The organism is Brevibacillus panacihumi W25, assembly GCF_000503775.1.
Classification (GTDB): Bacteria; Bacillota; Bacilli; order Brevibacillales; family Brevibacillaceae; genus Brevibacillus; species Brevibacillus panacihumi_A.
On sequence record NZ_KI629785.1, the window covers coordinates 1,216,944 to 1,237,527 of the forward strand.

19 protein-coding genes and 1 pseudogene are annotated in these 20,584 nt (G+C 51.3%); 4 read left to right on the plus strand and 16 right to left on the minus strand.

Annotated features, from left to right (window positions below):
- Position 1: 1 nt before the first annotated feature.
- The 4 genes and pseudogenes from T458_RS46870 to speB form a co-directional block, all read right to left on the minus strand.
- Positions 2-726 (minus strand): annotated as a pseudogene (locus T458_RS46870) (ArsB/NhaD family transporter); the annotation flags it as partial.
- A 29-nt stretch (positions 727-755) separates the two neighbouring features.
- Positions 756-3,293 carry a penicillin acylase family protein gene (locus tag T458_RS46875; RefSeq protein ID WP_023558022.1) on the minus strand — a complete coding sequence of 846 codons (2,538 nt, stop codon included), beginning with the start codon at positions 3,291-3,293 and terminating at the stop codon, positions 756-758.
- 75 nt (positions 3,294-3,368) lie between these two features.
- Positions 3,369-4,757 carry a sodium:solute symporter family protein gene (locus T458_RS46880; RefSeq protein WP_023558023.1) on the minus strand — a complete coding sequence of 463 codons (1,389 nt, stop codon included), beginning with the start codon at positions 4,755-4,757 and terminating at the stop codon, positions 3,369-3,371.
- Positions 4,758-4,845: 88 nt separating this feature from the next.
- Positions 4,846-5,808, minus strand: a complete 963-nt coding sequence (speB, locus tag T458_RS46885) for an agmatinase (protein WP_023558024.1) — start codon at positions 5,806-5,808, stop codon at positions 4,846-4,848.
- Between the two features lie 473 nt (positions 5,809-6,281).
- Here speB and T458_RS46890 point away from each other — a divergent pair, with 473 nt between their 5' ends.
- Entirely contained in the window at positions 6,282-7,694 is a 1,413-nt protein-coding gene (locus tag T458_RS46890; RefSeq protein ID WP_023558025.1) for a DUF4179 domain-containing protein, read from the plus strand.
- Between the two features lie 58 nt (positions 7,695-7,752).
- On the opposite strand, the gene T458_RS46895 is transcribed toward T458_RS46890, so the two are convergent.
- The 5 genes from T458_RS46895 to T458_RS46910 form a co-directional block, all read right to left on the minus strand.
- Positions 7,753-7,977, minus strand: a complete 225-nt coding sequence (locus T458_RS46895; protein ID WP_023558026.1) for a hypothetical protein — start codon at positions 7,975-7,977, stop codon at positions 7,753-7,755.
- The gene (locus T458_RS46900) at positions 7,970-8,155 is read right to left on the minus strand and encodes a hypothetical protein (protein WP_023558027.1); all 186 of its coding nucleotides are present in this window, start codon (positions 8,153-8,155) and stop codon (positions 7,970-7,972) included. Before T458_RS46900 ends, T458_RS46895 begins: the two co-directional genes overlap by 8 nt.
- Positions 8,156-8,239: 84 nt before the next feature.
- Positions 8,240-8,362, minus strand: a complete 123-nt coding sequence (locus tag T458_RS57810) for a hypothetical protein (protein ID WP_023558028.1) — start codon at positions 8,360-8,362, stop codon at positions 8,240-8,242.
- A gap of 39 nt (positions 8,363-8,401) precedes the next feature.
- Positions 8,402-8,869, minus strand: a complete 468-nt coding sequence (locus tag T458_RS46905; RefSeq protein WP_023558029.1) for a hypothetical protein — start codon at positions 8,867-8,869, stop codon at positions 8,402-8,404.
- 33 nt (positions 8,870-8,902) lie between these two features.
- Complete coding sequence (locus tag T458_RS46910) at positions 8,903-9,298, minus strand: DUF5412 domain-containing protein (protein ID WP_023558030.1); 396 nt, start codon at positions 9,296-9,298, stop codon at positions 8,903-8,905.
- Positions 9,299-9,433: 135 nt separating this feature from the next.
- Here T458_RS46910 and T458_RS57305 point away from each other — a divergent pair, with 135 nt between their 5' ends.
- Positions 9,434-9,607, plus strand: a complete 174-nt coding sequence (locus tag T458_RS57305; RefSeq protein ID WP_023558031.1) for a hypothetical protein — start codon at positions 9,434-9,436, stop codon at positions 9,605-9,607.
- A gap of 8 nt (positions 9,608-9,615) precedes the next feature.
- On the opposite strand, the gene T458_RS46915 is transcribed toward T458_RS57305, so the two are convergent.
- The 5 genes from T458_RS46915 to kynU form a co-directional block, all read right to left on the minus strand.
- Positions 9,616-11,868, minus strand: a complete 2,253-nt coding sequence (locus tag T458_RS46915; protein WP_023558032.1) for a WG repeat-containing protein — start codon at positions 11,866-11,868, stop codon at positions 9,616-9,618.
- 239 nt (positions 11,869-12,107) lie between these two features.
- On the minus strand, positions 12,108-12,584 hold the full coding sequence (locus tag T458_RS46920; RefSeq protein WP_023558033.1) for a DinB family protein: 477 nt from the start codon (positions 12,582-12,584) through the stop codon (positions 12,108-12,110).
- Between the two features lie 138 nt (positions 12,585-12,722).
- The gene (locus T458_RS46925; RefSeq protein WP_023558034.1) at positions 12,723-13,781 is read right to left on the minus strand and encodes a DUF418 domain-containing protein; all 1,059 of its coding nucleotides are present in this window, start codon (positions 13,779-13,781) and stop codon (positions 12,723-12,725) included.
- A 189-nt stretch (positions 13,782-13,970) separates the two neighbouring features.
- Positions 13,971-15,398 (minus strand): amino acid permease, encoded by a 1,428-nt coding sequence (locus tag T458_RS46930; RefSeq protein WP_023558035.1) that lies wholly within the window; start codon positions 15,396-15,398, stop codon positions 13,971-13,973.
- A 24-nt stretch (positions 15,399-15,422) separates the two neighbouring features.
- Positions 15,423-16,709, minus strand: coding sequence for a kynureninase (gene kynU / locus T458_RS46935; RefSeq protein WP_023558036.1), 1,287 nt, complete (start codon positions 16,707-16,709; stop codon positions 15,423-15,425).
- Positions 16,710-16,890: 181 nt separating this feature from the next.
- On the opposite strand from kynU, the gene T458_RS46940 reads away from it, so the two are divergent.
- Positions 16,891-17,508 carry a TetR/AcrR family transcriptional regulator gene (locus T458_RS46940; protein WP_023558037.1) on the plus strand — a complete coding sequence of 206 codons (618 nt, stop codon included), beginning with the start codon at positions 16,891-16,893 and terminating at the stop codon, positions 17,506-17,508.
- Between the two features lie 71 nt (positions 17,509-17,579).
- Here T458_RS46940 and T458_RS46945 read toward each other — a convergent pair whose 3' ends face one another.
- Entirely contained in the window at positions 17,580-17,783 is a 204-nt protein-coding gene (locus tag T458_RS46945; RefSeq protein ID WP_023558038.1) for a hypothetical protein, read from the minus strand.
- A gap of 180 nt (positions 17,784-17,963) precedes the next feature.
- Here T458_RS46945 and T458_RS46950 point away from each other — a divergent pair, with 180 nt between their 5' ends.
- Entirely contained in the window at positions 17,964-18,722 is a 759-nt protein-coding gene (locus T458_RS46950; RefSeq protein ID WP_023558039.1) for an SDR family NAD(P)-dependent oxidoreductase, read from the plus strand.
- Between the two features lie 126 nt (positions 18,723-18,848).
- Here the strand turns inward: T458_RS46950 and T458_RS0129125 are convergent, their stop codons facing one another.
- Positions 18,849-20,543: a HAMP domain-containing methyl-accepting chemotaxis protein gene (locus tag T458_RS0129125; protein WP_023558040.1), complete on the minus strand. Its 1,695-nt coding sequence runs from the start codon at positions 20,541-20,543 to the stop codon at positions 18,849-18,851.
- Positions 20,544-20,584 lie beyond the last annotated feature (41 nt).

Below are 20,584 nucleotides of genomic sequence, written 5' to 3' on the forward strand. Positions count from 1 at the left end.
ACTTTATTTTCTTGTCCTTGATTGTCGCTGTTTCACTTCGTGCAGCTAGCATAAAGATAATGGCAGCAATCCCTGCCGTGACGGATACCGGAATGGCAATCACTTCATTCAGAAGATAACCTGTCAGCAGAATCCCCAAAATGACCCAGGAGAGTCGAAAAAGACGAACATCTTTTAGGGCTTCATGAGGCTGTTTTAAAGAAGACAATTCATACTGTTTGGGAATATCATTTTTAAAATATAGATACAAAACGAGTAAACTTGCACCTAGCGAGAAAAAGTTCGGTACAATCATCCGGGTCGCATACTCAACAAATCCGATATCAAAAAAGTCTGCAGAGACGATGCTGACCAGGTTGCTCACGATCAATGGCAACGACGTGGTATCCGCGATAAAGCCACTTGCCATGATAAAAGGCAAAATCATTTTATCCGGGAATTTCAGGGCACGTACTTGTGCAAGAACAATCGGTGTCAGAATCAGTGCCGCACCATCGTTTGCAAAGAAAGCAGCTACAGCTGCTCCCAACAGGACCACATAGACGAACATCCGTCGGCCATTCCCTCTGGCTAACCTGGCCATGTGCAAGGCGGACCATTCAAAAAATCCGATTTCGTCCAAGATCAGCGAAATCAAAATAATGGCCACAAACCCCAGCGTTGCATTCCAGACGATTCCCGTTACACAACGTCGGCAAAGCTGACAACGCCAAAAACTAATACCAAACCTTATATCGTTATAACTATATGGTTATTTAACTCATACACTGTTCGATCTGCAAGCAATCCTTGTCGCAGGTGGCAGGGACCTGCCAATCGGCGAGCATCGCACCGAGTTCCTTCTTTGTGGCAGCATAGGCCTTTTCGAGTTCGGTGGCGAGCAGCTTGCGACACTCTTCGGCGGACGCTCCGCAATACCGATGTTTCGGTTCGGGAGCCTGGCCCGAATAGAACCGGATTTCATCGGCAACTCGGGATAGCCAGGGGCTTGCCGTGTCCGGATTTATGTTCAGCGAAGGCAGATTGTTGGTCTTGCCGGCTCCGTCAAGGATTTCGCTTCCGAGCTGCGGTTCGAACACGGAGCGCACGAGCGGTTCCCAGAGGCGGTCAAGCAGCGCAATCCCAGGGCCGTGCTCAAGCTTTCCATCGCCGTTGTTGTCGAGACGCAACCCGTCGACTGCTGCCCAACGATCAGCAAGCTTATATGCCTCCTCTGCTTCCTTGTCTGGAAGCTCACCAACGAATTTGCGGATCAGCGGGTAGAACTGCTGGGCCTGGAAGTCGGTCACCGCTGCTTTGGTGTGGATTTTGACGAGGTCGGTCAGGGAGATCGGCCCCTTCGCGACTGCATCCAAGGTTGGTTCCTTCAGCAACTTCACACGGTGGTCGCTGGTTGCGGACCAATATTGATCCTTCATTGGCCAACCAACCGCGGTTGCGTTGTTCCACCCAGCAATCACGCCGTCCGGACCGTTGATCGTATGGGGGTACTGGGATTTGGGCGGTGTCTGGAAGGTGTAGCTTGACGGATCGAACCCCTCCCAATCCCACTCGCCAGTACCCCAGACAGGCAAGTCACGAGCGGCCCCGGGAGCCCGTACCGGCACCAGACCTGCATCGAAGCCGGCGATGTCCTTCGTGTCAACGTACCACCAGCCGATATTGTAGGCCGTCCCGGTCACCACCTCACCGAAGTCCGCCGCAGACTTGATGACGGAAGGCGAGAACAGCTTGGCATGCGCGACGTAGTCCATTTCCTCGTGCATGTAATAGGTCCGTGCCTGTGCCAGGGCGACCGGTTTGCCACCGGACATGGCCCGCCCGATGACCGGCCCATGGACGCTGCGCTCGGACGTCAGGGTGTAGCTTCCGCCGTCTGCAAGCTGCCTGCTCTCGGTTCGGGTCGTGAACGGTAGGCACTTGCCCTTGTAGAGATAGTGGGTGGACTGAATTGTCGCAGCTTTTCCATCCGGCTCACACAGAACTTCGGCGAAGGTATCGGCCTGATCGGGAGGCAGGATCGTGATCGACCAGGCATAGTTTTCGCCACGTCCCGCGACATAAGGATAGGGTCCGCTGATTTCCAGAATGCCGCGTGCCTTGAAGTCCGGCGCAACAATGGCGATCTCGGAGTCGAAATTGTGCGGTGTGGCGTAGCCATCCTGAGGGCCTTGCACGGCCAATGGATGGCCGGTAACGGAGTGCTTGGCGGCCACCAGCAAGGCATTGGAGCGTACCTTCGGAAGCATTGCAAGATCCAGATCCAGCGAAGCCTTCTTTTGCCCGACCCGGAGAATTTCCCTCGGCTTATAACTGTCGAGGTCGAGCTTTGCGATCGATGCCGGATTGACCGCCAGATCGACACTCTGCACTGCGGGCAGGCTTACTGACGTACGGGCGTTCTGCTTGGACCGGAGATCTTCGTAGACCGACTGCGCCTGGTCGCCGAACTTGGCTTCGAGCTGCGCCAACAATTGCGCGTTAGCCTCTTCGCCCGCTCTGAGGCCTCCGCCCCAGGAAATATGATTGAACGCTGCCATGGCCATGATGTCGGTTACATCCCAACGCTGGGGCTTGATATTGCGATGGACATATTCGAGCGGCAGGAGCGAGGAGTCCGCTTCGATCGCATCGAGATAGGCGTTCAAACCATCAACATAGGCTCGAATGTCTTTCGCCGCCTGTTTGCCCCAATAGCCATACGCCACCTCGAGGCGGTCGAACATCGCCTTATATTCTTCCTTTGAGTAGTCGATCAGGCGAAAGGTTCGAGCATCGGATTGCAGGTTCATGTCGTTCTCACCGCGCCCAAGAAACTCAGCGCTGCGCGCCCACCATTGTGCTCGAAACTCATCCATCTGCCAGAGCCGATCTTGCGCTCTCGCGTAGCCGACGCCGAACATCGCGTCCTCGCGCGTATCGCCCTTGACGTGGGGGACGTTGTGGGTCTTGTCACGAACGATCTCGACGCCGACTCGCGGCGAAATACGCGACGCCACATCCTGCGCAGGCACCTCAAAGTCGGCTGGCTTGAAGAAATTTGAAAGCTCGTCTTCCGTGAGGTGATCCAGTGCCTTTGGCAACCCGTCGTACATGTCGCGCTGGCTTTGCGTACCTGGTGGCTCAACCCCTTCTTTGACATAGTTACCACCGTTGCCGGGAGCGAAGACCCCCTGCACATGAAGGCTGGGATCCGCCGACGCAGTCACGGCTCCTACCATCAAAAAAACGGCCAACGATAAAAGCATCATGCAGGCATGCTTGCGTATTCGCCTATTTCCACGCATTTCCATTCCCCCATCTCTTTTTCTGATTGCGAGAGCCAAGGCAGCAAGTCCGGTACGTCATAGCATCTGCCGGCGTTGGCGTCACTCGGCTGCCACACTTTTCTGTTTGGGTGCAGCCAACGTCAACGTTGTGATGGTGACGAAACTGGCGATCAGCCCGTACACGATTGGATCAGTCGAGCTGATTCCCTTAACCGCCAAACCGACGAGGATCACCACCGTACTAACCAGAATGGAATAGAACGCCGCTTTGGCTGTCGTCTGTTTCCAGAAGAATCCCAGGAGGACCGGGAAGAAAATCGCTCCTGACAGCACTGCATAGGCTATATCCAACGCCACCAGCACATCCTGAATCCACACAGCGCAGATGATCGTAAACACCCCGATGGTGAAGGTGGTCAGACGAGATACCTTCATGAAGCGCTGTTCGCTCATGTCAGGTGCGAAATATCCCTTGACGATATCGTTGACGATCAGCGTGGAAGAAGCAATCAGCGTTCCGGAAGCGGTGGACATCAGGGCAGAAACGACACTGGCCAGAACGATTCCAAGCACACCGCTCGGCAGCGTTTGCAGTGCCATGCTGGCAAAGGCATTCTGCGGATCGTCCAGATTAGGCAGCACTACGAATGCGCACATGCCGATGATGGAGAGCACGATTGCGTACAGGAAGCTGTAGACCCCGGCTCCGATCGTTCCGTATCGGGCAATCGTCATGGTGCGGGCGGTGAAAATCCGCTGCCATATATCCTGCGCCACGACCATGCCCAGACAAAACAACAGGAAATACTGAATAATCGTCTCCAGTCCAACATTGGTAAAGTCAAAATAGTTCGCCGGCACTTTCGCCGCAAGGTTGCTCCAGCCGCCCGCTTTGGACAGGCTCATCGGCAGCATGATAAAGAAAATACCGATTGTCATGATGACGAATTGCACGATGTCAGTCATTGTTACAGACCACATGCCGCCGAGAATGGTGTAGAACAGCACGATTCCTCCCCCGACGATCATAGATACCGTCATGTCCCAACCAAGTAGCACGTTCAGGATGGTGCCCATCCCGATTACCTGCGTCACCGTCACCATCATCGCATAGATTGCGGCCACCAGCGCACTGATCAGGCGTGTCTCCCGGTTAAAGCGGCTTTGCAGCATTTCGCTTACTGTAAGTACCTTCAGACCGGAAATTTTCTTAGCGAGAAAAATCCCAAGCACAACGATGCCCATCCCCAGCATAAAGACCAGCCAGATGCCGGACATCCCCAGTTGGTACCCCAGCTTTGTCGTTCCAATCGTGGAAGCGCCTCCAAGTATCACCGCAGCAAGGCAGGCAAGATACATGGTGAAGCCCAGATTGCGCCCCGCTACAATGTAATCCTCCGAGGTTTTGGCCCGTCTTGCCCCCAAAATACCAACAAAAATTAAGACAGAAAAATAGAGTATCATGACCAAAATATCAACCGAATGCATTGTGCTCCCCCCAAATTATCATAGATAGGTAGGGCTGGGTCCGGCCGATCAACAAGACGGCCCTTCCCTATTTACAACCGTTTTGATGCTAGTTGCCGTTTTGCATCTCTCTCTTTTTCAAGGCAATCAGCGTAATAAATTCATAGACGATGTTGGCAGCTGCCGCAGCGGTAATCTGACCGTGGTCATAGGCAGGCAGCACCTCTACCAGATCAAACCCGACGAAGTTAATCCCCGTCAAACCGCGGACGAAAGCAAGCGCATCATCCATGCTGGCACCGGACACTTCAGGCGTTCCTGTCCCCGGCGCATAGACCGGATCAAGGAAGTCAATGTCAAACGACAGGAACACCGGTCCGTTGCCCACACGCTCGTGAATAATCTCCAGCATCCTCTCGACGCCAGCCTTCTTATACTGGTTGGTCGTGTAGACATCCAGTCCCAGATTCCTGGCATCGTCCAAATCCTCGATACCATACAAGCCGCCTCGCATGCCGATCTGTATGGAGCGGGAGACGTCCAGCAATCCTTCCTCGATAGCACGGCGGAACACGGTGCCATGGTTGTATTTTTTTCCAAAATAACTATCCCACGTATCGGAGTGGGCATCAAATTGAAGCAGTGCAACCGGTCCGTGCCTGTTGGCGATCACTCTCAGCTCCGCAAGCGTAATCGAATGGTCGCCCCCCAGGACGATCGGGATGATGCCCTGCTGAACGACTGGTGTCAGTCCTTCTTCCATTTTTTCATAGGTGTCCTGAATGTAACCGGGAACTACCTGAATATCCCCATAATCCACACCAGATACGTAGTCAAATACATTGATTGCCTGCTCCGGGTTGTACGGACGCAGCAGAATGGAGAAATCCCGGATTGCCTCCGGGCCGAAACGCGCGCCCGTTCGAAACGATTGGCCCGAATCAAACGGTACTCCGGTAATCACGAAATCCATATCCTTATCCAATGTCTCAATGAAAGGGAGTCGCATGAAGGTACGGGGTCCGCAAAAGCGCGGGGATTGAAACGAATCTCTCGGTTGGTACTTACCCATGATGTTTCCTCCTAATTCAGATTTGAGTAGGTATATCAGCAACAACCGTGCCAAAAGTGAAAAGTAAGCGTTTTCAAGAGAAATCGCGATTTTTCACCGTTCATGGTATTCACTGTTGAATAGGATGAAAACAAGAAAGTGCTCCAATATAGTGCTTTCACGCTCCCTATACATCGATGAATACCATATTCATCGATATATAAAAAAGGTTACCTTACGCTCAGTCCAATTGATGACTAAACAAAGGTAAACAGTCGCAACTATTAGTTCTCTTCCACTTCCGCTTTCTCCCGCTTGCGAAAGCGACGCACTTTCAACAAATTGCCGCAGCATTTGTAACACACCTGCGGCACATATACCTTTTTTCAAATCTGTAAAAATTTGTTCTTCATATGGTAGAACAGAATGTAAGAAATGATCGGCACGCCCCGTAGTCCTAAGTGAAAGGCAAAGAAAACATGGGAGGGACATCCATGCACGAGGACCAGGAATGGGTAAACCAGGTCTTGAACGGAAATAAACAAGCCTACGCCCATCTGATTCACAAGTACAAGGACAGGATTTATGCATTGCTCCTTCGCATGGTCCGTCATCTTGGCATGTATGTCTCTCCGACATTTGCCTCCTACGTATCCTCCTTCGTCAGTCGGGTCAGCGGGGACCTTGGACTAAAATTTGCGGCTGAAAACGGCTTCAATACAGCAGTCAATCAATCGGTCAGCGATCAGGGATACACCTTGCGCGTGAAGGATATCGTCGCCGACTCGGCTCGACTCGTCATCACCTATACGCTGGAGGATGCAAGCGGCAACCCCTTGGACGATCAGTATCTCCACTATTTTGACGGCAGCAAGATCTATCTGGCTGACAAAGTAGGGAATGTCTTGTCTGAATTGCCGGAGGATCATGAATTGGGACAGGGCTATGGGGACATCACGTTTGTACTCGATGAATGGCCGAAAGACGAAGACATCGTCGTCCATTTTGATGTACATGAGATTGGAGTCCGTGACCCTAAACCGGTCAATTTCGCATTGCAGATACCGGTCAATATTGCAGAAAGCAAACAAGCAGCGACGACGATCCCTGTCCAAAACGTCTTTACATCGCCGCAAGGCATCCGGTTCTCCTTTGATCAGGTCATGTATGCACCGAGTGCGACGCGCTTCGAGATCACGACATCCGTGACAGACGAATCGTATGAACGAGAGAGACAGCTCGTCCACGAGATGGAAGGGGATGATGCCGATTTTACCATGGATGATAGCTACCGCTTTTCGTATCGAATCGTCAATCAGGCAGGCGAAGTGATAGCGGCTTCTGAGCGTGGAGAGGTGAATAGCGGACGTACACTCTACTTTTCCCCTACCTATCCAAAAGGGGAAAATGTAAAAACGGGAACCATTCAGTGGAAGACAGCCATCATCCCGGGAGAGCCATCCGAGACGCTGACCTTTATCCTGGATGAAATCGAGAAAGAAGAGAGAGCCGATTTTGCCATCTCGATCCGTCCTGACACGTTGCTTCAATCTCCTATTTCGAAAACCAATGAGGAGACGGGAGATACCTATACGATCAAGGGCCTGAAAAAGGGAATTTATCCCGGAACTAATGAGGAGATCTGGGTCATGACAATCGAAGGGAATCTGAAGATTTGGGATATGCCATCGTGGATCTTGAGCGACGGAACGGGAAAACGCTATGAAGTGACTCCCGACTATACGACCATGACCGTCAGGCATACCAAAGAGGGAGAGATTCTGAAACAAAATTTGTTTATCAAGGGAATGGCCTCACCACCTGAGGAGCTGTCCCTGAAGCTGAAGACCTACAAGAAGCGTTACACGAATATCGAGTGGAAAGTTCCGATTCCATCTCAAAAATAATTCCAGCCACTGTGGGCATGGTCATCCATGCCCATTTTTTTATCGAGCAGTTTGGTTCTCACCCTTGCTGATCATTGCCTGACGATTGCTTCTTCGCTTTTATGAGAAACATTTCCCGAATAAAAGCCCCGACTGCCATCGATAAGGCAACGATGACGACGAGGTTCATGACTCGCACAAAGGTATGAGGCGTCAGGATTGCCGTCGCACAACTGGACAAGACCATCAACCCGAAGAGGATCGAGAAAAGGATCAGCTGCTTGAACGTCGCCTGCTTACTCATCCCCTTCCCCCTTGGCGGACAGCTTTTTCAAAATCTTCTTCAAGGTCTCGTTGATAGTCAACAAAGCCATCAGGATAAAGCCAAGCATGATAAAGGTAATAATCTCTCCCGTAAAGACGGAGACAACCGCCAGAATGACGGCATAAAGAATATGCAAGCCGTTTTTAAAGAACTCCAAGTAAAGCACACTCCTTTTGCTACGATATTGAGAAATTGATGCCATAGAATGAGCCGATTCATCAGGAAGACCATCCGATATGTTTTATGATGCCCCCCCGTTCTTCTCACTCAACCGTTGGACCTCTTTCTCCAAAAAATCAAGCCGCTTGTGAATGCGGTAAAAAATCGGCAAGTAGGCAATTACGACAATGATGAGCCAGCCCATTCTGATTTCCTCCTTTCACATTCTGACAGGTTGATACGTTTATCTCAAATGGATGCAGAGATTTTCAGTAGCCAGCCTTTGCAGGTCGCGACCGTCGATTTGGCCTCGCTCCAATTGCTTGTGCGCTATCTCTTGAAAACCATCGCCAAACCAGATCGACCATAATTCTACTAGCTGGCCGTCCGGTATCTTGGTCTTCGTGTATTCCATCAATTGATTCGTCCATCTCTCATCGAAGTTTCCTTCCAGCCAGTAGATTTTGGGCAATTGGATGTAGAAGTCCAGATCATAGGGCGGATTCTCGCATCGACCGATCTGTAAGCCGCCCAAATCCGTTTCCTTCTCTGCGTACAAAACCTCTGCTTCGTCGTCCAGCTCCTCCCAAGGGATGGGTCCTTTTGGCTGAGGATTCATTGTTTTGATATCCTTTACCTTCAGCTTGATGAATCCGCTCAGGTCGATCTCCGCTAGAGGATCGGAAGACGCGATAAAGGTATAGCGACTCATAGATTGCCCCTTTCGATCATGACATGCACGGTATTAATTCCTTCGATAATCATAGCTTTCATCCGGTACATCCAATTCACGTCCATTAATCACGACCGTATCATGATCCAGCCATTCAACCTTCGCCTCATGCTCCCGGTATTGAAAATAGATGTTCCTGGATTTCCCGCTCTGATTGTCGATCAACTCGCCCAAGGTGGAGAATGAAGTCGTCGCACCTGCATCGGAGAGATATACCTTGACCGTGTATCGTCCGTCTGGTGACTGGTTTTCCGTAAGCAGATCGCCTTTGGGAATCCGCTCCATATCGAAAAATGCCCAATAGATGCCATAGGCGAAAAAAGCAAGAACAGCGCCTCCCGCTATGGCGAGAGTGCGTAGCACCTTTCTTTTGGTAGCTCGTATCTCCTGATCTGGGAAACTGTCCATATCCATCTCCTGGTCACCTGCTTTTCTTTCCCCTTTTAAGGGAAATCTCTGTGCGAATGGGGCATATTCCCAAGCGTTTATATGGTACCATGGAAAAAGCCTACTAAACTCATTCTCGACGCGAGGTGACTTTCCGTGAGTCAATTTGAAGCCGGCACCTTTATTGCCTATCTGGCGTTTTCGATCTTTTTTCTCGTCGCCTACAAGCTGCAGCAAATCTCCTTGTTCGCATTAATCATGCTGCTGGTGGCTACAGCCGTTGGCATCGGCATTTTCTATCTTTTGATCATGCAGTACTGGTACGCCTAGCTGCCTGCCTATTTAGTGACGCGATTGGTTTTAAACAGCTCTTTTCCCTGTGCGTCCAGATAGCCGAAATGCTGTTTGGTGGTGAAGACAAACGGCGGAGATGCGACTTCTTCACTCCTGACCTGCAAAAAGATGTGATCGGTAGCCCGAATGGATTCATACACGAGTGGAGTCATCGGGCTCAACTCGATCGAAAGAAGGCCGTACAGCCCGCTCTTCTGATCTTGCATGAGGATCGCGCGATTTTTTTCCCCGTAGTTTTCGACCACCTGCATGGAGCGGTAGTTGCCACTTGTCTTGCGCTGCAAACTCGATGAGTAAGCATCCCATCCGCCCTCGCTCTCAACCAGTACGCCATCCAGGTAAGGGAATGTCTGGATGCTGACAGCCCCCTCCAGCTTGATCATCCCCTGTTCTTTCGTGTCCACCCACAAGTCTTGTTTTCCATCTGTTCTCGTCAAAACCAGGAGTGTTTGATCTTTCATCATCCGTGCCTGTATATCCCGGTACACAAAAGGAGTAAGGGCCGTTAGCTGATCATCTTCCAGCTTCACCAATGCCCACCCGCTCTGATTCGCTTTTTTGCCGATGCTGTAGACCGCATTGTTCATCTTGACCAGTACAACAGGCATTCCTTCCTGTGAATCTTCCTTGACACGCACCTTGATCTCATTGGTGATCAGCTGGCCTACTGCTGTGTATAAATCTGCCTCGTCTTTACCTGCATCCAGTCCTATTACCAAGTCGGCGGCATTGTCATAATACAGAGCACGGCTGTAACTCTTGCCAATCTGCTGGTCCGTCTTCCGATCGATCAAGACCAGTTTCTTGTCAGATGTTTCTGATGTACGAAGCTGATCGGTCAAGTGGCGCTGAAACTCCTTGCCCGGATCAGCTGGATTTCCGTCATAACCGTAGTAGAGCGTTGTTCCATCAGGTTCGCTCACTTTTACTTTTCCGTCCTGCTGTTCGTAGTGAATCACCCGGTTTTCCTGCGGCGGCAAAAGCAGGCCCTTTCTCTCCGAATACAGCCCGATCTTCTTTCCATCCTGTATGCTGAGCATGCTGTAGCTGCCGCCAATCGTCGTCAACGTGTCAAACCAGAATTGCGGTTCCTGCATGGGCAGCTCGTAGCCAGGCAGGAGTCCTTTCTTCCCGTCTTGACGGACGAGCAGGCGAGCTGCTGGTGGGCCTTCCACCCGTGGATATTGGAACGGAATGACGACTTCTCCGCCAACCTTTACAACTCCGTACAGACCTGTTTTCAGATCTTGCCCCAGAACATGGTCTCCGTGAACGATCTCTGCACCCGGCCTGAAGGAATACGACCAAGCTTTGTCTGCAGCATGGTACGTGACAGTCTGTCCGTCTTTGGTGCTGTATACTTCCTTGGTGCCGGATTCAATCCCGACGTCGCTAAAGCGCGGTTCAGCCAGCATTTTGCCGTTTCGCCACAGCCCGATGCCTGTCTCGCTTTCCACTTGCACATACCCGTGGTTCCAGAAGGCAAGCTTTTTGTATTTCGGTTCCAGCACGTAGTTGCCGTTGCTGTCTACCAGTCCCTCTTTGCCAGCTACCCGCACTCGGATGTAGGCGGACTTCGCTCCATCCTGCGGGAGATGCTCCGCTTTTTTCAGCGAAAATTTGGGCTGCATCGTGACAGGATCGTACAGAGTGAGCTGGTCGGCTGTACTGGCAATGGCGTAGCGCATCCGTTTTTCTTCTCCAGCATCATCTGCTACCTTGTACAGATCGACGAAGGAAATCTTGCCTGCGAACAGCGGCAGCAACACCTTGCCGGACGGAGCCAGCATCATCGTCTGCTCTCCGCCCATCACCACCACATCGGGGTATGCATCCGATAAAAAGTAGGTGTGGGCTCCAACGAATTTTTTCTGGGAAAGCTGTTGTGTTGCCAGGTCCAGGTATTGGAACCATCCGCCTTTTTGCACGATGGCGATGTTTCCGTCAGGCTTTATCTCTACCGAATCCCATGCAGCAGGGATAATCGTTTTGCCTGTCTTGGCATCCAGGATCCCCTTTTTTCCTGCTGCTGTGACGACCACATAACGCGGGTATTGCTCGATGCTATCATAAATCGGTGGAGTGACTACCTTTTCTCCATTGGTAAAACCGATTTTTTCGTTGTCCATGACATATGGCTGGATCGTGGGAAATGCCGCCGCATGTACGGGAATAGCCGCTGCCTGTACGAGCAGCAGGGCTGCCACACCGATCCTGGTGATGCTTCTCATCATCATCTTGTTCCTCCATCTCGTTGAATCTGCCATACTTTTCAGACGCTGCGAGGAGGGAAAGGTTTCATCTATCGTGTTTCTTTGATGCGATACCCATACGGATACGCTTCTCGGTACCCGAGCTTTTCATAAAGTCGTCGGGCCGGCAAATTATCTAAGATGACCAGTAAATGGGAGGCCAAGCGTTCATGGACAGTTCCTCTAGTTCTGCAATCACGGACATCATCTCCGCTTCTCTCACGCTACAACCCCTGCTGCTTCCGGATCGTAACCATTTGCCCCAGGTGATACGTATTGTGCGTCGTCAGACAGGATAAGGCCTCCCACCAAGTGCAGGACGGATCAAAGGGCAAAGGTTCATCCATTTTGGAGTCGTCACATCCGTTCAACTCGCGCTTCCATTCATTCATCACAGAGTCAAAGCGTTCGATTAGCGATCTCCACGCTTCTTCCTCTTCTCCCTCGGCCGTCATTACGGAAAAGGTGGCCTCATTGGATTCCAGATTTTCTACCGATTCCTGTCGATAGCGGTGCAGCCATCTTTCATTCCAGAACGTCAGGTGGGCTAGCAACTCCCAGATGGAATGCTGCCCTTCGCCTTTCCATTTCGCTTGTTCCGCCGTGAGTCCCTGCACTACCTCAAGCACAGGCGGATACCAACCCTTTTCCTTGTGAAACAAAGCAATCTGCTCGACAAAAATTTGGCTCTTTTTACTCATCCTCCGCATGTCCCCTTACGTAGTCTTTTTGCGCCATTATACCCTAAACTGGATCAACTGGTGAAAAAAAGCCCCATGCCTGACGGAATAGCGGCTGTGCGACGCTTTCATCAGGATGGGGCTCATCTTATTCCGGCTCTAGCCAACTTGCTGCTGTCTCTTCAGGGGAATCATCCGACGATAAGTGAACAATCTCCATATCCACTCAAGCGGCCCCATCGTGAAACGGGACAGCCACCATCTGCTGAACAGCATGAGGACAGTGTGGATGCCTACACTCATGAGTGCGGCAGACAGCATGTCGGTATTGCCTTTTACGCCAAACCCATAGCCAATCAGCAAGACGAGCACCGTCTGAGAGAGGTAATTGGTCAGGGCCATGCGTCCGTAGGATTTCAACGGCGCAAGCACCTTTTGAGCCGTACGGTTCTGAAGCAATCGCATCAGTGTTGTCACGTACCAGGCAGACATCAGAAGACCGACGATCGTCGCGGCAATCGTGTAATGCCAGATTTGATTGAGTTCTGCTTCAGTCATTTCGCTATCCACGATTACCATATAGCTGAATGGCACGTTTTGCGGAATCAGCTGATATTGCACAACCAAACCAATGACTGTGAGCACCAGCGTGACTCGTTGCAACACGATGATCCGCGGCATGTGCTTGGAGATATGCTGAAAAATACCGTACTGCCCAACAGCCAATCCGAGTAGGAACAACGGCAGGATCAGCAATGCCTTCATTCCTGTTGCACCTGCGGCCGCCAACAGCACCAATGCGAGGGACAAATTGATTTTTTTGTTCACCCGATAAAACGGAATCAGGAGAAACCCGACGATCGCATACGGAAGCAGCGCCTCACCCGGATGGAATTGGCTGTGAATAAAACCAAAGATCAGCAGGGCCAGCAGTCTGCAGATAAACAAGACGAGACTGTTCTCTCCCTTTTCCTTGGCCCTGCTGTAAAAGATGGTAAACCCTACTCCGAAAAGAAAGGAGAAGATGACCATAAAACGCGACTCTACTCCGAGCTGAAGGATCACATTGATCGCCGCATGGATGCTTCCCGGTTGCGGATCAGCTACGGACAAGAGCGGCAAAATGTTCACCAATAAAATCCCGATCAATGCGAAACCGCGCAGATAGTCCAAACTATCCATACGTTTGTTCGTGAGTGCTTTTTCTATGATGATCACTTCCTCCTTGACGTTATTGTGGCCGCTCACCCATCACACCGCATTATCCTAACAGGAATACAGGCCATGATTGTATCGAAATTCATTACACGCTCATTACATTTTTGTAAGGTGACTTTGGGGCGCAAAACGGCGCAACAAAAAATGACGCCCCGAGAACGAGGCGTCTAAAAGATGTACCATGTACCACTACAGCACCTGGTCGTGCTTGCTATCCTCCGCCAGCCCTGAGCTCTTGGAAGCAGACTTGCTCCAGAGCCAGTAGGCCACGGTGATAAAGATCATCCAGGGGACCCCGACGATCAGCGTCATCTGGAATGCATCCGTGAACCAGGTCGTGATCATAATCGCCAGCATCAGTCCCGCTCCGAGCAAGGTCAGATACGGATACCCGATCATTCGGACGGGGAGTTTGCGTCCACCGGAAGCTTCCCATTTTCGACGGAAGAACAGATGCGTGACGAAGATCATGAACCAGGTAAACATCGCGCCAAACAAGGAGATGCCCATCATCAGCATGAACGACTGATCTGGTGCAACCGCTTCCAAAACAGCGGCCAACGCAATCCCGATGGTGGACAGCCACAGGGCAGAGGTAGGCACTCCCTTTTTGCTCAGCGCTCCAAAGCGCTTCGGTGCATAACCAGCCCGCGAGAGAGAGAACATCATCCGTGTCGTAATGTACAATTGGCTGTTCATCGCGGAAAGAGCCGCGACGAGTACGACGAAGTTCATAATGCCGCCCGCTCCGGGAATCGACAACAGCTCCATGACTTTTACAAACGGGCTCTTATCCACACCCGCTGCTGTCCAGGGAACAATCGCCAGCATGAGAGAGAGCGTCAAAAGATAGAACACGATCAGTCGGACGACCGTCGAGCGAAGCGCACGAGGAACAGCCTTCTCCGGCTCCTGTGCTTCCCCTGCCGTCACCGCAATCATTTCGATGCTGAGATAGCTGAACAAAGCGACAATCACCGCAACCCACATCCCCCACCAGCCATTCGGCAGGAAACCGCCTTGCTCGGTATAATTGTGAAACCCGATTTCAGGCTGTGTGCTGGTCCCGAATACTACGTACGCTCCTAATAAGATAAAAGAAACAATGGCAACAATCTTCACCATGGAGAACCAGTATTCGACGGAACCAAACATTTTGACGCTGGTTGCATTCACATAAATAAGGACGGCAGAAAACAAAACGATCCATAACCAACCGGGGGCATCAGGGAACCAGTACTTCATGTAGACCGCTACTGCCGAGATTTCGGTACCGACGGCCGCGACAATACATGCCCAGTAGGAATACCGTACAGCGAACCCCGCCCACGGGTTGATGTAGTGTTCGGCAAAAGCGCCGAACGATCCAGAGGTGGGATGCGCAACGGTCATCTCTGCAAGACAACCCATTAGCAGAAAAGCAATGACAGCACCTATCGCGTAGCTGATGAGAACACTCGGCCCCGCAAACCCGATCGCGAAGCCGCTTCCCAAAAAGAGACCTGTCCCGATCGCGCCACCGATGGCGATCATGGTGAGCTGCCCGGTGGTCAACCCACGGTGCAGCCCTTTTTCGCGATCCATAATCTTTTGAAACTGATTCGCATCTCCAGCCATAAATAACCTCCTCAGTAAGTGGGGTTAAGCAACGACTTCTCTGGTGTTTTTAAATTTTTTGTACTGCTCTTCCTTCATGATTTTCTTCAGAATTTGCACGGCATTCCAGACATCCTCAAACGAGTTGTACAAGGCCACCGGAGCCAGGCGAATGCCGTTTGGCGCGCGGAAGTCGGGGGTGACGCCGTTTTCCTTGAGCGCTTTGCAGATGCGGATCGCCTCGTCATGCTCCAGGTAGACATGGCCACCGCGACGCTTGTCTTCCAACGGATTGCCGATTGTAAAGCCCATTCCTTGCAGCTCATGATCGATCAGATCCATCATATAGCGCGTGAGCTGGAGCGACTTTTCCCGAAGCCGGTCAATGCCCGCCTCCGCAAACAATTCCAGAGAGCCGATCAACGGCGCAATGCTGAGCAGATGCGGTGTTCCCATTTGATACGCACCTGCGTCTTCGGCCGGCGTCAATTGATGCTCCATGTCAAATTGTTTGTCCTTGCGGGAGCTGAACCAACCTGTCAAGCCGGGAAGACGATGAAAATGCTTCCGGTTAATGTACAGGCTCGCTACCCCGCCCGGCCCTGCATTCAGATACTTGTAGTTGCACCAGACTGCGAAATCAACATCCCATTCCGCGAATTCATGCGGCATCGCACCGACCGAATGACAGCAGTCAAAGCCGATCAGAATCCCGCGTTGGTGTGCCTCCTGTGTCAAGCGGCGCATATCGAGGATTTGCCCGCTGCGATAATAGACGCTTGGCAAGACAACCAGCGCGATCTCATCTGTCATCGCGGCGATAATATCTTCTTCCTCAATCAAACGACCGTCGCGGCTTTTCACCCGCACCAGATGCTCCTGCGGATCGTAGCCTCTCAATCTCAGCTGGCTTTGCAGCACATAGATGTCAGAGGGAAAATTCAGCTCGTCGGCGAGAATTTTCGTTCTGTTTCCAGCTGGCTGATAAAACGTCGCCACCACCTGATGCAGATTGGTCGTCGTCGAGCCTGTCACAATCACTTCTTCCGGGGAAGCGCCTACGAGCGGAGCCATCTTTTTTCCCAGACGTTCAGACAGAAAAAACCAAGGCTCATCTCCTTCTGTCCAGCCATTGATCCCGTGCTCCTTCCACGAATCCAGCAAGGCAAGCAAGGACTGTTCTGCCTTTTTGGATAGCAGCCCCAACGAGTTCCCATCCAGATAGATGGCCCCTTCCTTCAGATAAAACTGACTGCGAAAAGAAGCCAGCTCATCCTGCTTGTCTCGCTCGATCGCCCATTCGCGTGAAGGATCAAAATGTTGTGCAGCCAAAAAATCATCCCTTTCTTCAAGTATTCATTTTCTGTAAATTAAGAGTATTATATCAATGATTTCATGTCAATGACATCATGTCGGCGAATGCTTGTCTCGGTTTTCTGGCATTTCCTGTTTTTCTTGTGAGATAATAATATGAGAAAACACCGATTATTCCCGCAAAACGAAAGGAAAGCCTATGAATACGTCCCAAGAGAAAATGCCTGCCCGCAAGCGGCGCTCCCTCGAAACCAGAAAAAGGCTGTTGGAGGCCGGGCGAGCTCAATTTATCGAAAGCGGTTTTCAAAAAACGACCATCTCCCAGATTATTAAGAGAGCCAATACCGGCTATGGAACGGCTTATGTCCATTTCAACGGAAAAGACGATCTGCTCATTCATCTCATGGAGGAAGTCATGGTCCAGTTTTACGAGATCGCCGAGCTTCCCTTCACTCCGAAATCCAGAGAAGAAGCTAATATCATGATCGAAAAGCAGGCTGGACTGTTCCTCGAAATGGCGCATGAAGAACGCCAGATGATGCAGGTGATCGAGGAAGCCATTCGTTTGTCAGATGAGGTAAACCGCAAATGGAAGGAGATCCGCGAGCGATTTATCAAGGGAATCGAACAGGATATTCGCTACTCCCAAGCCCATGGCCTGGCCCGGACGGATGTGAACCCCTACCTGATCGCCCAGGGATGGTTCTTTGCCAATGAGATGTACCTTTGGGAAATCGTCAAAAACGAGGATGGCTATCCGGTACAAGAAATTGCCCGCAATCTCACCGCGATGTATACGGGTGGGTTGTATACCTGATAGATGAAGTGATTCGCGTATAAATCCAGGAGCTGATGCCCCTCTGGTCGAGGAGCACCAGCCCTGCGTAGTTAGTGGTCTAGTTGCGACGAGCCATCTGCACCGAATAAATGTCTCAAGACGATGCGACTCATGTCAGTGACGCGCTCAAATACAAAGGCAACTTGATCATCGTGTGGCTGCAGATAGTAATTTGTGTATCCGAACTGCGTAAGTTCCTGACTAAGCCGCAGAGCATCTTTGACATTTACGAAGAAGTACAGATGCTTGGTCATAATAATCACCTCCTTCCGCACCTAAAAGTAGCAGAAGGATCTTGGGACAAAAAACACTCTAAAAAGGAAAATGGAACTGTAGTGAGGTGAAGTCCCCAATTGGGGATAAATATAAATATCGTGTGAAAACTACCCCTATAACACTGTTCATGGAAGAGAAACAGTCGTAGGGGGTCTAAGATGTCCTTGAAAGATTTTGAAAACCGAGTTGTTCTGATCACAGGTGGTGCAACCGGAATTGGTCGTGCCACTGCACTTGCTTTTGCAAAGCGTGGCGCTAAAGTAGTCATTGGGGATGTAAATGAACAAGCGAAAGAAACCGTGGAAATGATCAAACAAGAAGGTGCAGAGGCACTATTCAAGAAAACGGATGTAACCAGCTCATCCGATGTGAAAAGCTTGATTGATTTTACAGTAGAACAATTTGGTGGTCTAGATCATGCATTTAACAACGCTGGTGTACTGCCTCCAACAAAAGACTTTGCAGATATGACAGAAGAAGACTTTGACTTTGTTGTCAATGTAGATCTTAAAGGTGTTTTTTATGCGATGAAACATGAACTTGCCTACTTCACAACCAAGGGAAAAGGTACGATCGTAAACACAGCCTCCATCGCAGGCATTATAGCGGACCCCGGCATGGCACCCTATGTCGCGGCGAAGCATGGTGTCGTCGGGTTGACCAAGGCAGCAGGCATCGAGTATATTGCAAAAGGCATTCGTGTCAACGCCATTGCGCCAGGTTTAGTGGAAACGAATATGACAAAAGGCTGGCTCGAGGATGAAGAAATGAAAAAGGTGGTTACTGCAAATACACCGATAGGCCGTCCTGCAAGACCGGAAGAAATCGCAGGCATGGTGCTGTTCCTCTCTTCAGATGCGGCCTCCTATGCAGCTGGTCAAACCTTTATCGTGGATGCTGGTCAAACGGCACATTAACGATCATTGGTCGAAAGGCACTCTTTCTTACAAGGGTGCCTTTTCCTTATCCGAGCAAGTAAAAGCCCGGACACAAAACCGTCTCCAGGCTTCAACAAAATACTGATACTGCTGCTATTGCTTCCGCTACATTCCTTTAAACCATCCCACCGCTTTTCGCAACGACTCTGCCTGCTCCTCCAAAGAACGGGTCGAAGCATTCACTTCCTCGCTTGCCCTCACCTGCATCTGTGTTGCTGCCACGATCTTGTGGGTCTCGTCTGCTCCGCTTCTCACGACAGCGGCAGTCTGCGCGGATGTGGCGGACAACTGCTCGACGCTCGCGGACAATTCCTCCGTGACCGCGGATACCTCCTGCACTTGACTGGAAATCTCCCCCATGCCATGCGTAATTTGCATAAAGGCTGATTCCGCATCCTTCATGATGTCTGCACCCTGGTGTACATCCTCTGCCATCGTGTTCATCGCTTGTACCGCCTGTGCGGCTTCCAGCTGTATATTCTGGATCAATACGGCGATTTGCTTGGCAAAATGATTGGAGCGCTCCGCCAGATCCCGCACTTCATCCGCTACGACGGAAAAGCCCCTGCCATGCTCGCCAGCACGCGCTGCTTCGATTGCGGCGTTGAGAGCGAGCAAATTGGTCTGGGAAGCAATCTGTGTAATCATCTCCACGATCTGCTCGATTTGCTGCGAGCTGTCGCCCAGTTGCTGGATTGCTTTCGCCGATTCGTCCATCGTCTGTCGAATGGCGCCCATTTGCGAGCTTGCTTGCAGCAACGCGGATATTCCCTGCTTTGCCTCCTGCTCCGCCGTCAGGGAAGCCTCAGCCAATGATGAGGTGGATTCTGCCACACGTCCGATCCCGAACGCCATCTCTTCCATCGCCCTGGCGCTTTCCTGCGCACTAGCGGCCGTAGCATCTGTCCCTGCGGATATTCCTTGGATCGAAGAAGCGATCTCGTGACTGGCAGCGAGCGTATCCTTGGCGTGTCCGCTCAGTACAGCAGAGGATCTGGCGACATGACTTGCCGCTTCGTTGACCTGTACAGCAAACTGCTGCAGCTTGGCCCGCATGGCATTGACGTGGTTCGCCAATTCACCGATCTCGTCCCTGTTGCGGATCTTGAGATCTGCTTGCCCGAGCTCGCCTTGCGTGATCAGCTTGACGGAGCCTGCGACCTGCATCAGGGGATTGCGGATATGACGTGTCAGGAGCACGGAGAGCAGCATGCTGATCAAGAGCGCCACTGCCATGCTGATCAAGGTTTCCCGTCTCCCCGACTCATGCAGCGCAGCGGCTTGCACGGTAGCATTGGCCGCCCCTTCCTCGCTCAGGCGAACGAGGTTGGTCAAATATCCGTCCATGACTTGAAACATCGTGTCAGCTTCCCGCATGACATCATTGAGCGAAACACGGCCAGACTGACCCACCATTTCTTCATAGGTTGTCAGGTAATTCGCCCATGCCGCTTTCAATGAATGAAAGAACTTCTCCTCATCGGCGGTGAGCGGCGCCTGCTCGTAACGGGCGAACTGTTCCTCGACCTGCTGCAGCGTTTGCTGTGCCTGCTCATGAATGAAGAGCTGCTTCCTCTCATCCGTGGTCCCTGCGTATTGAAGCTGCAGCGCAAAAAAATGCTTGGTTACATATTTGATTTGCATGATCGCCGTCATCTTGGGAATCCAGTTTTCGTTAATTTCCTCTGCCTTGCTGTTGATCTGTTCCTCCGTGCGCAGCCCCATCCAGCCCAATCCGGCCATGAGCAGCAGCATGCAAAGAAAACCCGCAAACAATTTGGTGCCAACTGTCTGCTTCATCCTGAACGCCTCCTCCCTTCCATCTGAAAAAGGAGAAAAAG

Coding starts and splice junctions, on each gene's coding strand:
- T458_RS46875 (WP_023558022.1), bottom strand. CDS start 3,293: ATGGAAATGCGTGGAAATAGGCGAATACGCAAGCATGCCTGCATGATG.
- T458_RS46880 (WP_023558023.1), bottom strand. CDS start 4,757: ATGCATTCGGTTGATATTTTGGTCATGATACTCTATTTTTCTGTCTTA.
- speB (WP_023558024.1), bottom strand. CDS start 5,808: ATGGGTAAGTACCAACCGAGAGATTCGTTTCAATCCCCGCGCTTTTGC.
- T458_RS46890 (WP_023558025.1), top strand. CDS start 6,282: ATGCACGAGGACCAGGAATGGGTAAACCAGGTCTTGAACGGAAATAAA.
- T458_RS46895 (WP_023558026.1), bottom strand. CDS start 7,977: ATGAGTAAGCAGGCGACGTTCAAGCAGCTGATCCTTTTCTCGATCCTC.
- T458_RS57810 (WP_023558028.1), bottom strand. CDS start 8,362: ATGGGCTGGCTCATCATTGTCGTAATTGCCTACTTGCCGATTTTTTAC.
- T458_RS46905 (WP_023558029.1), bottom strand. CDS start 8,869: ATGAGTCGCTATACCTTTATCGCGTCTTCCGATCCTCTAGCGGAGATC.
- T458_RS46910 (WP_023558030.1), bottom strand. CDS start 9,298: ATGGACAGTTTCCCAGATCAGGAGATACGAGCTACCAAAAGAAAGGTG.
- T458_RS46915 (WP_023558032.1), bottom strand. CDS start 11,868: ATGATGATGAGAAGCATCACCAGGATCGGTGTGGCAGCCCTGCTGCTC.
- T458_RS46920 (WP_023558033.1), bottom strand. CDS start 12,584: ATGAGTAAAAAGAGCCAAATTTTTGTCGAGCAGATTGCTTTGTTTCAC.
- T458_RS46930 (WP_023558035.1), bottom strand. CDS start 15,398: ATGGCTGGAGATGCGAATCAGTTTCAAAAGATTATGGATCGCGAAAAA.
- T458_RS46940 (WP_023558037.1), top strand. CDS start 16,891: ATGAATACGTCCCAAGAGAAAATGCCTGCCCGCAAGCGGCGCTCCCTC.
- T458_RS46945 (WP_023558038.1), bottom strand. CDS start 17,783: ATGACCAAGCATCTGTACTTCTTCGTAAATGTCAAAGATGCTCTGCGG.
- T458_RS46950 (WP_023558039.1), top strand. CDS start 17,964: ATGTCCTTGAAAGATTTTGAAAACCGAGTTGTTCTGATCACAGGTGGT.
- T458_RS0129125 (WP_023558040.1), bottom strand. CDS start 20,543: ATGAAGCAGACAGTTGGCACCAAATTGTTTGCGGGTTTTCTTTGCATG.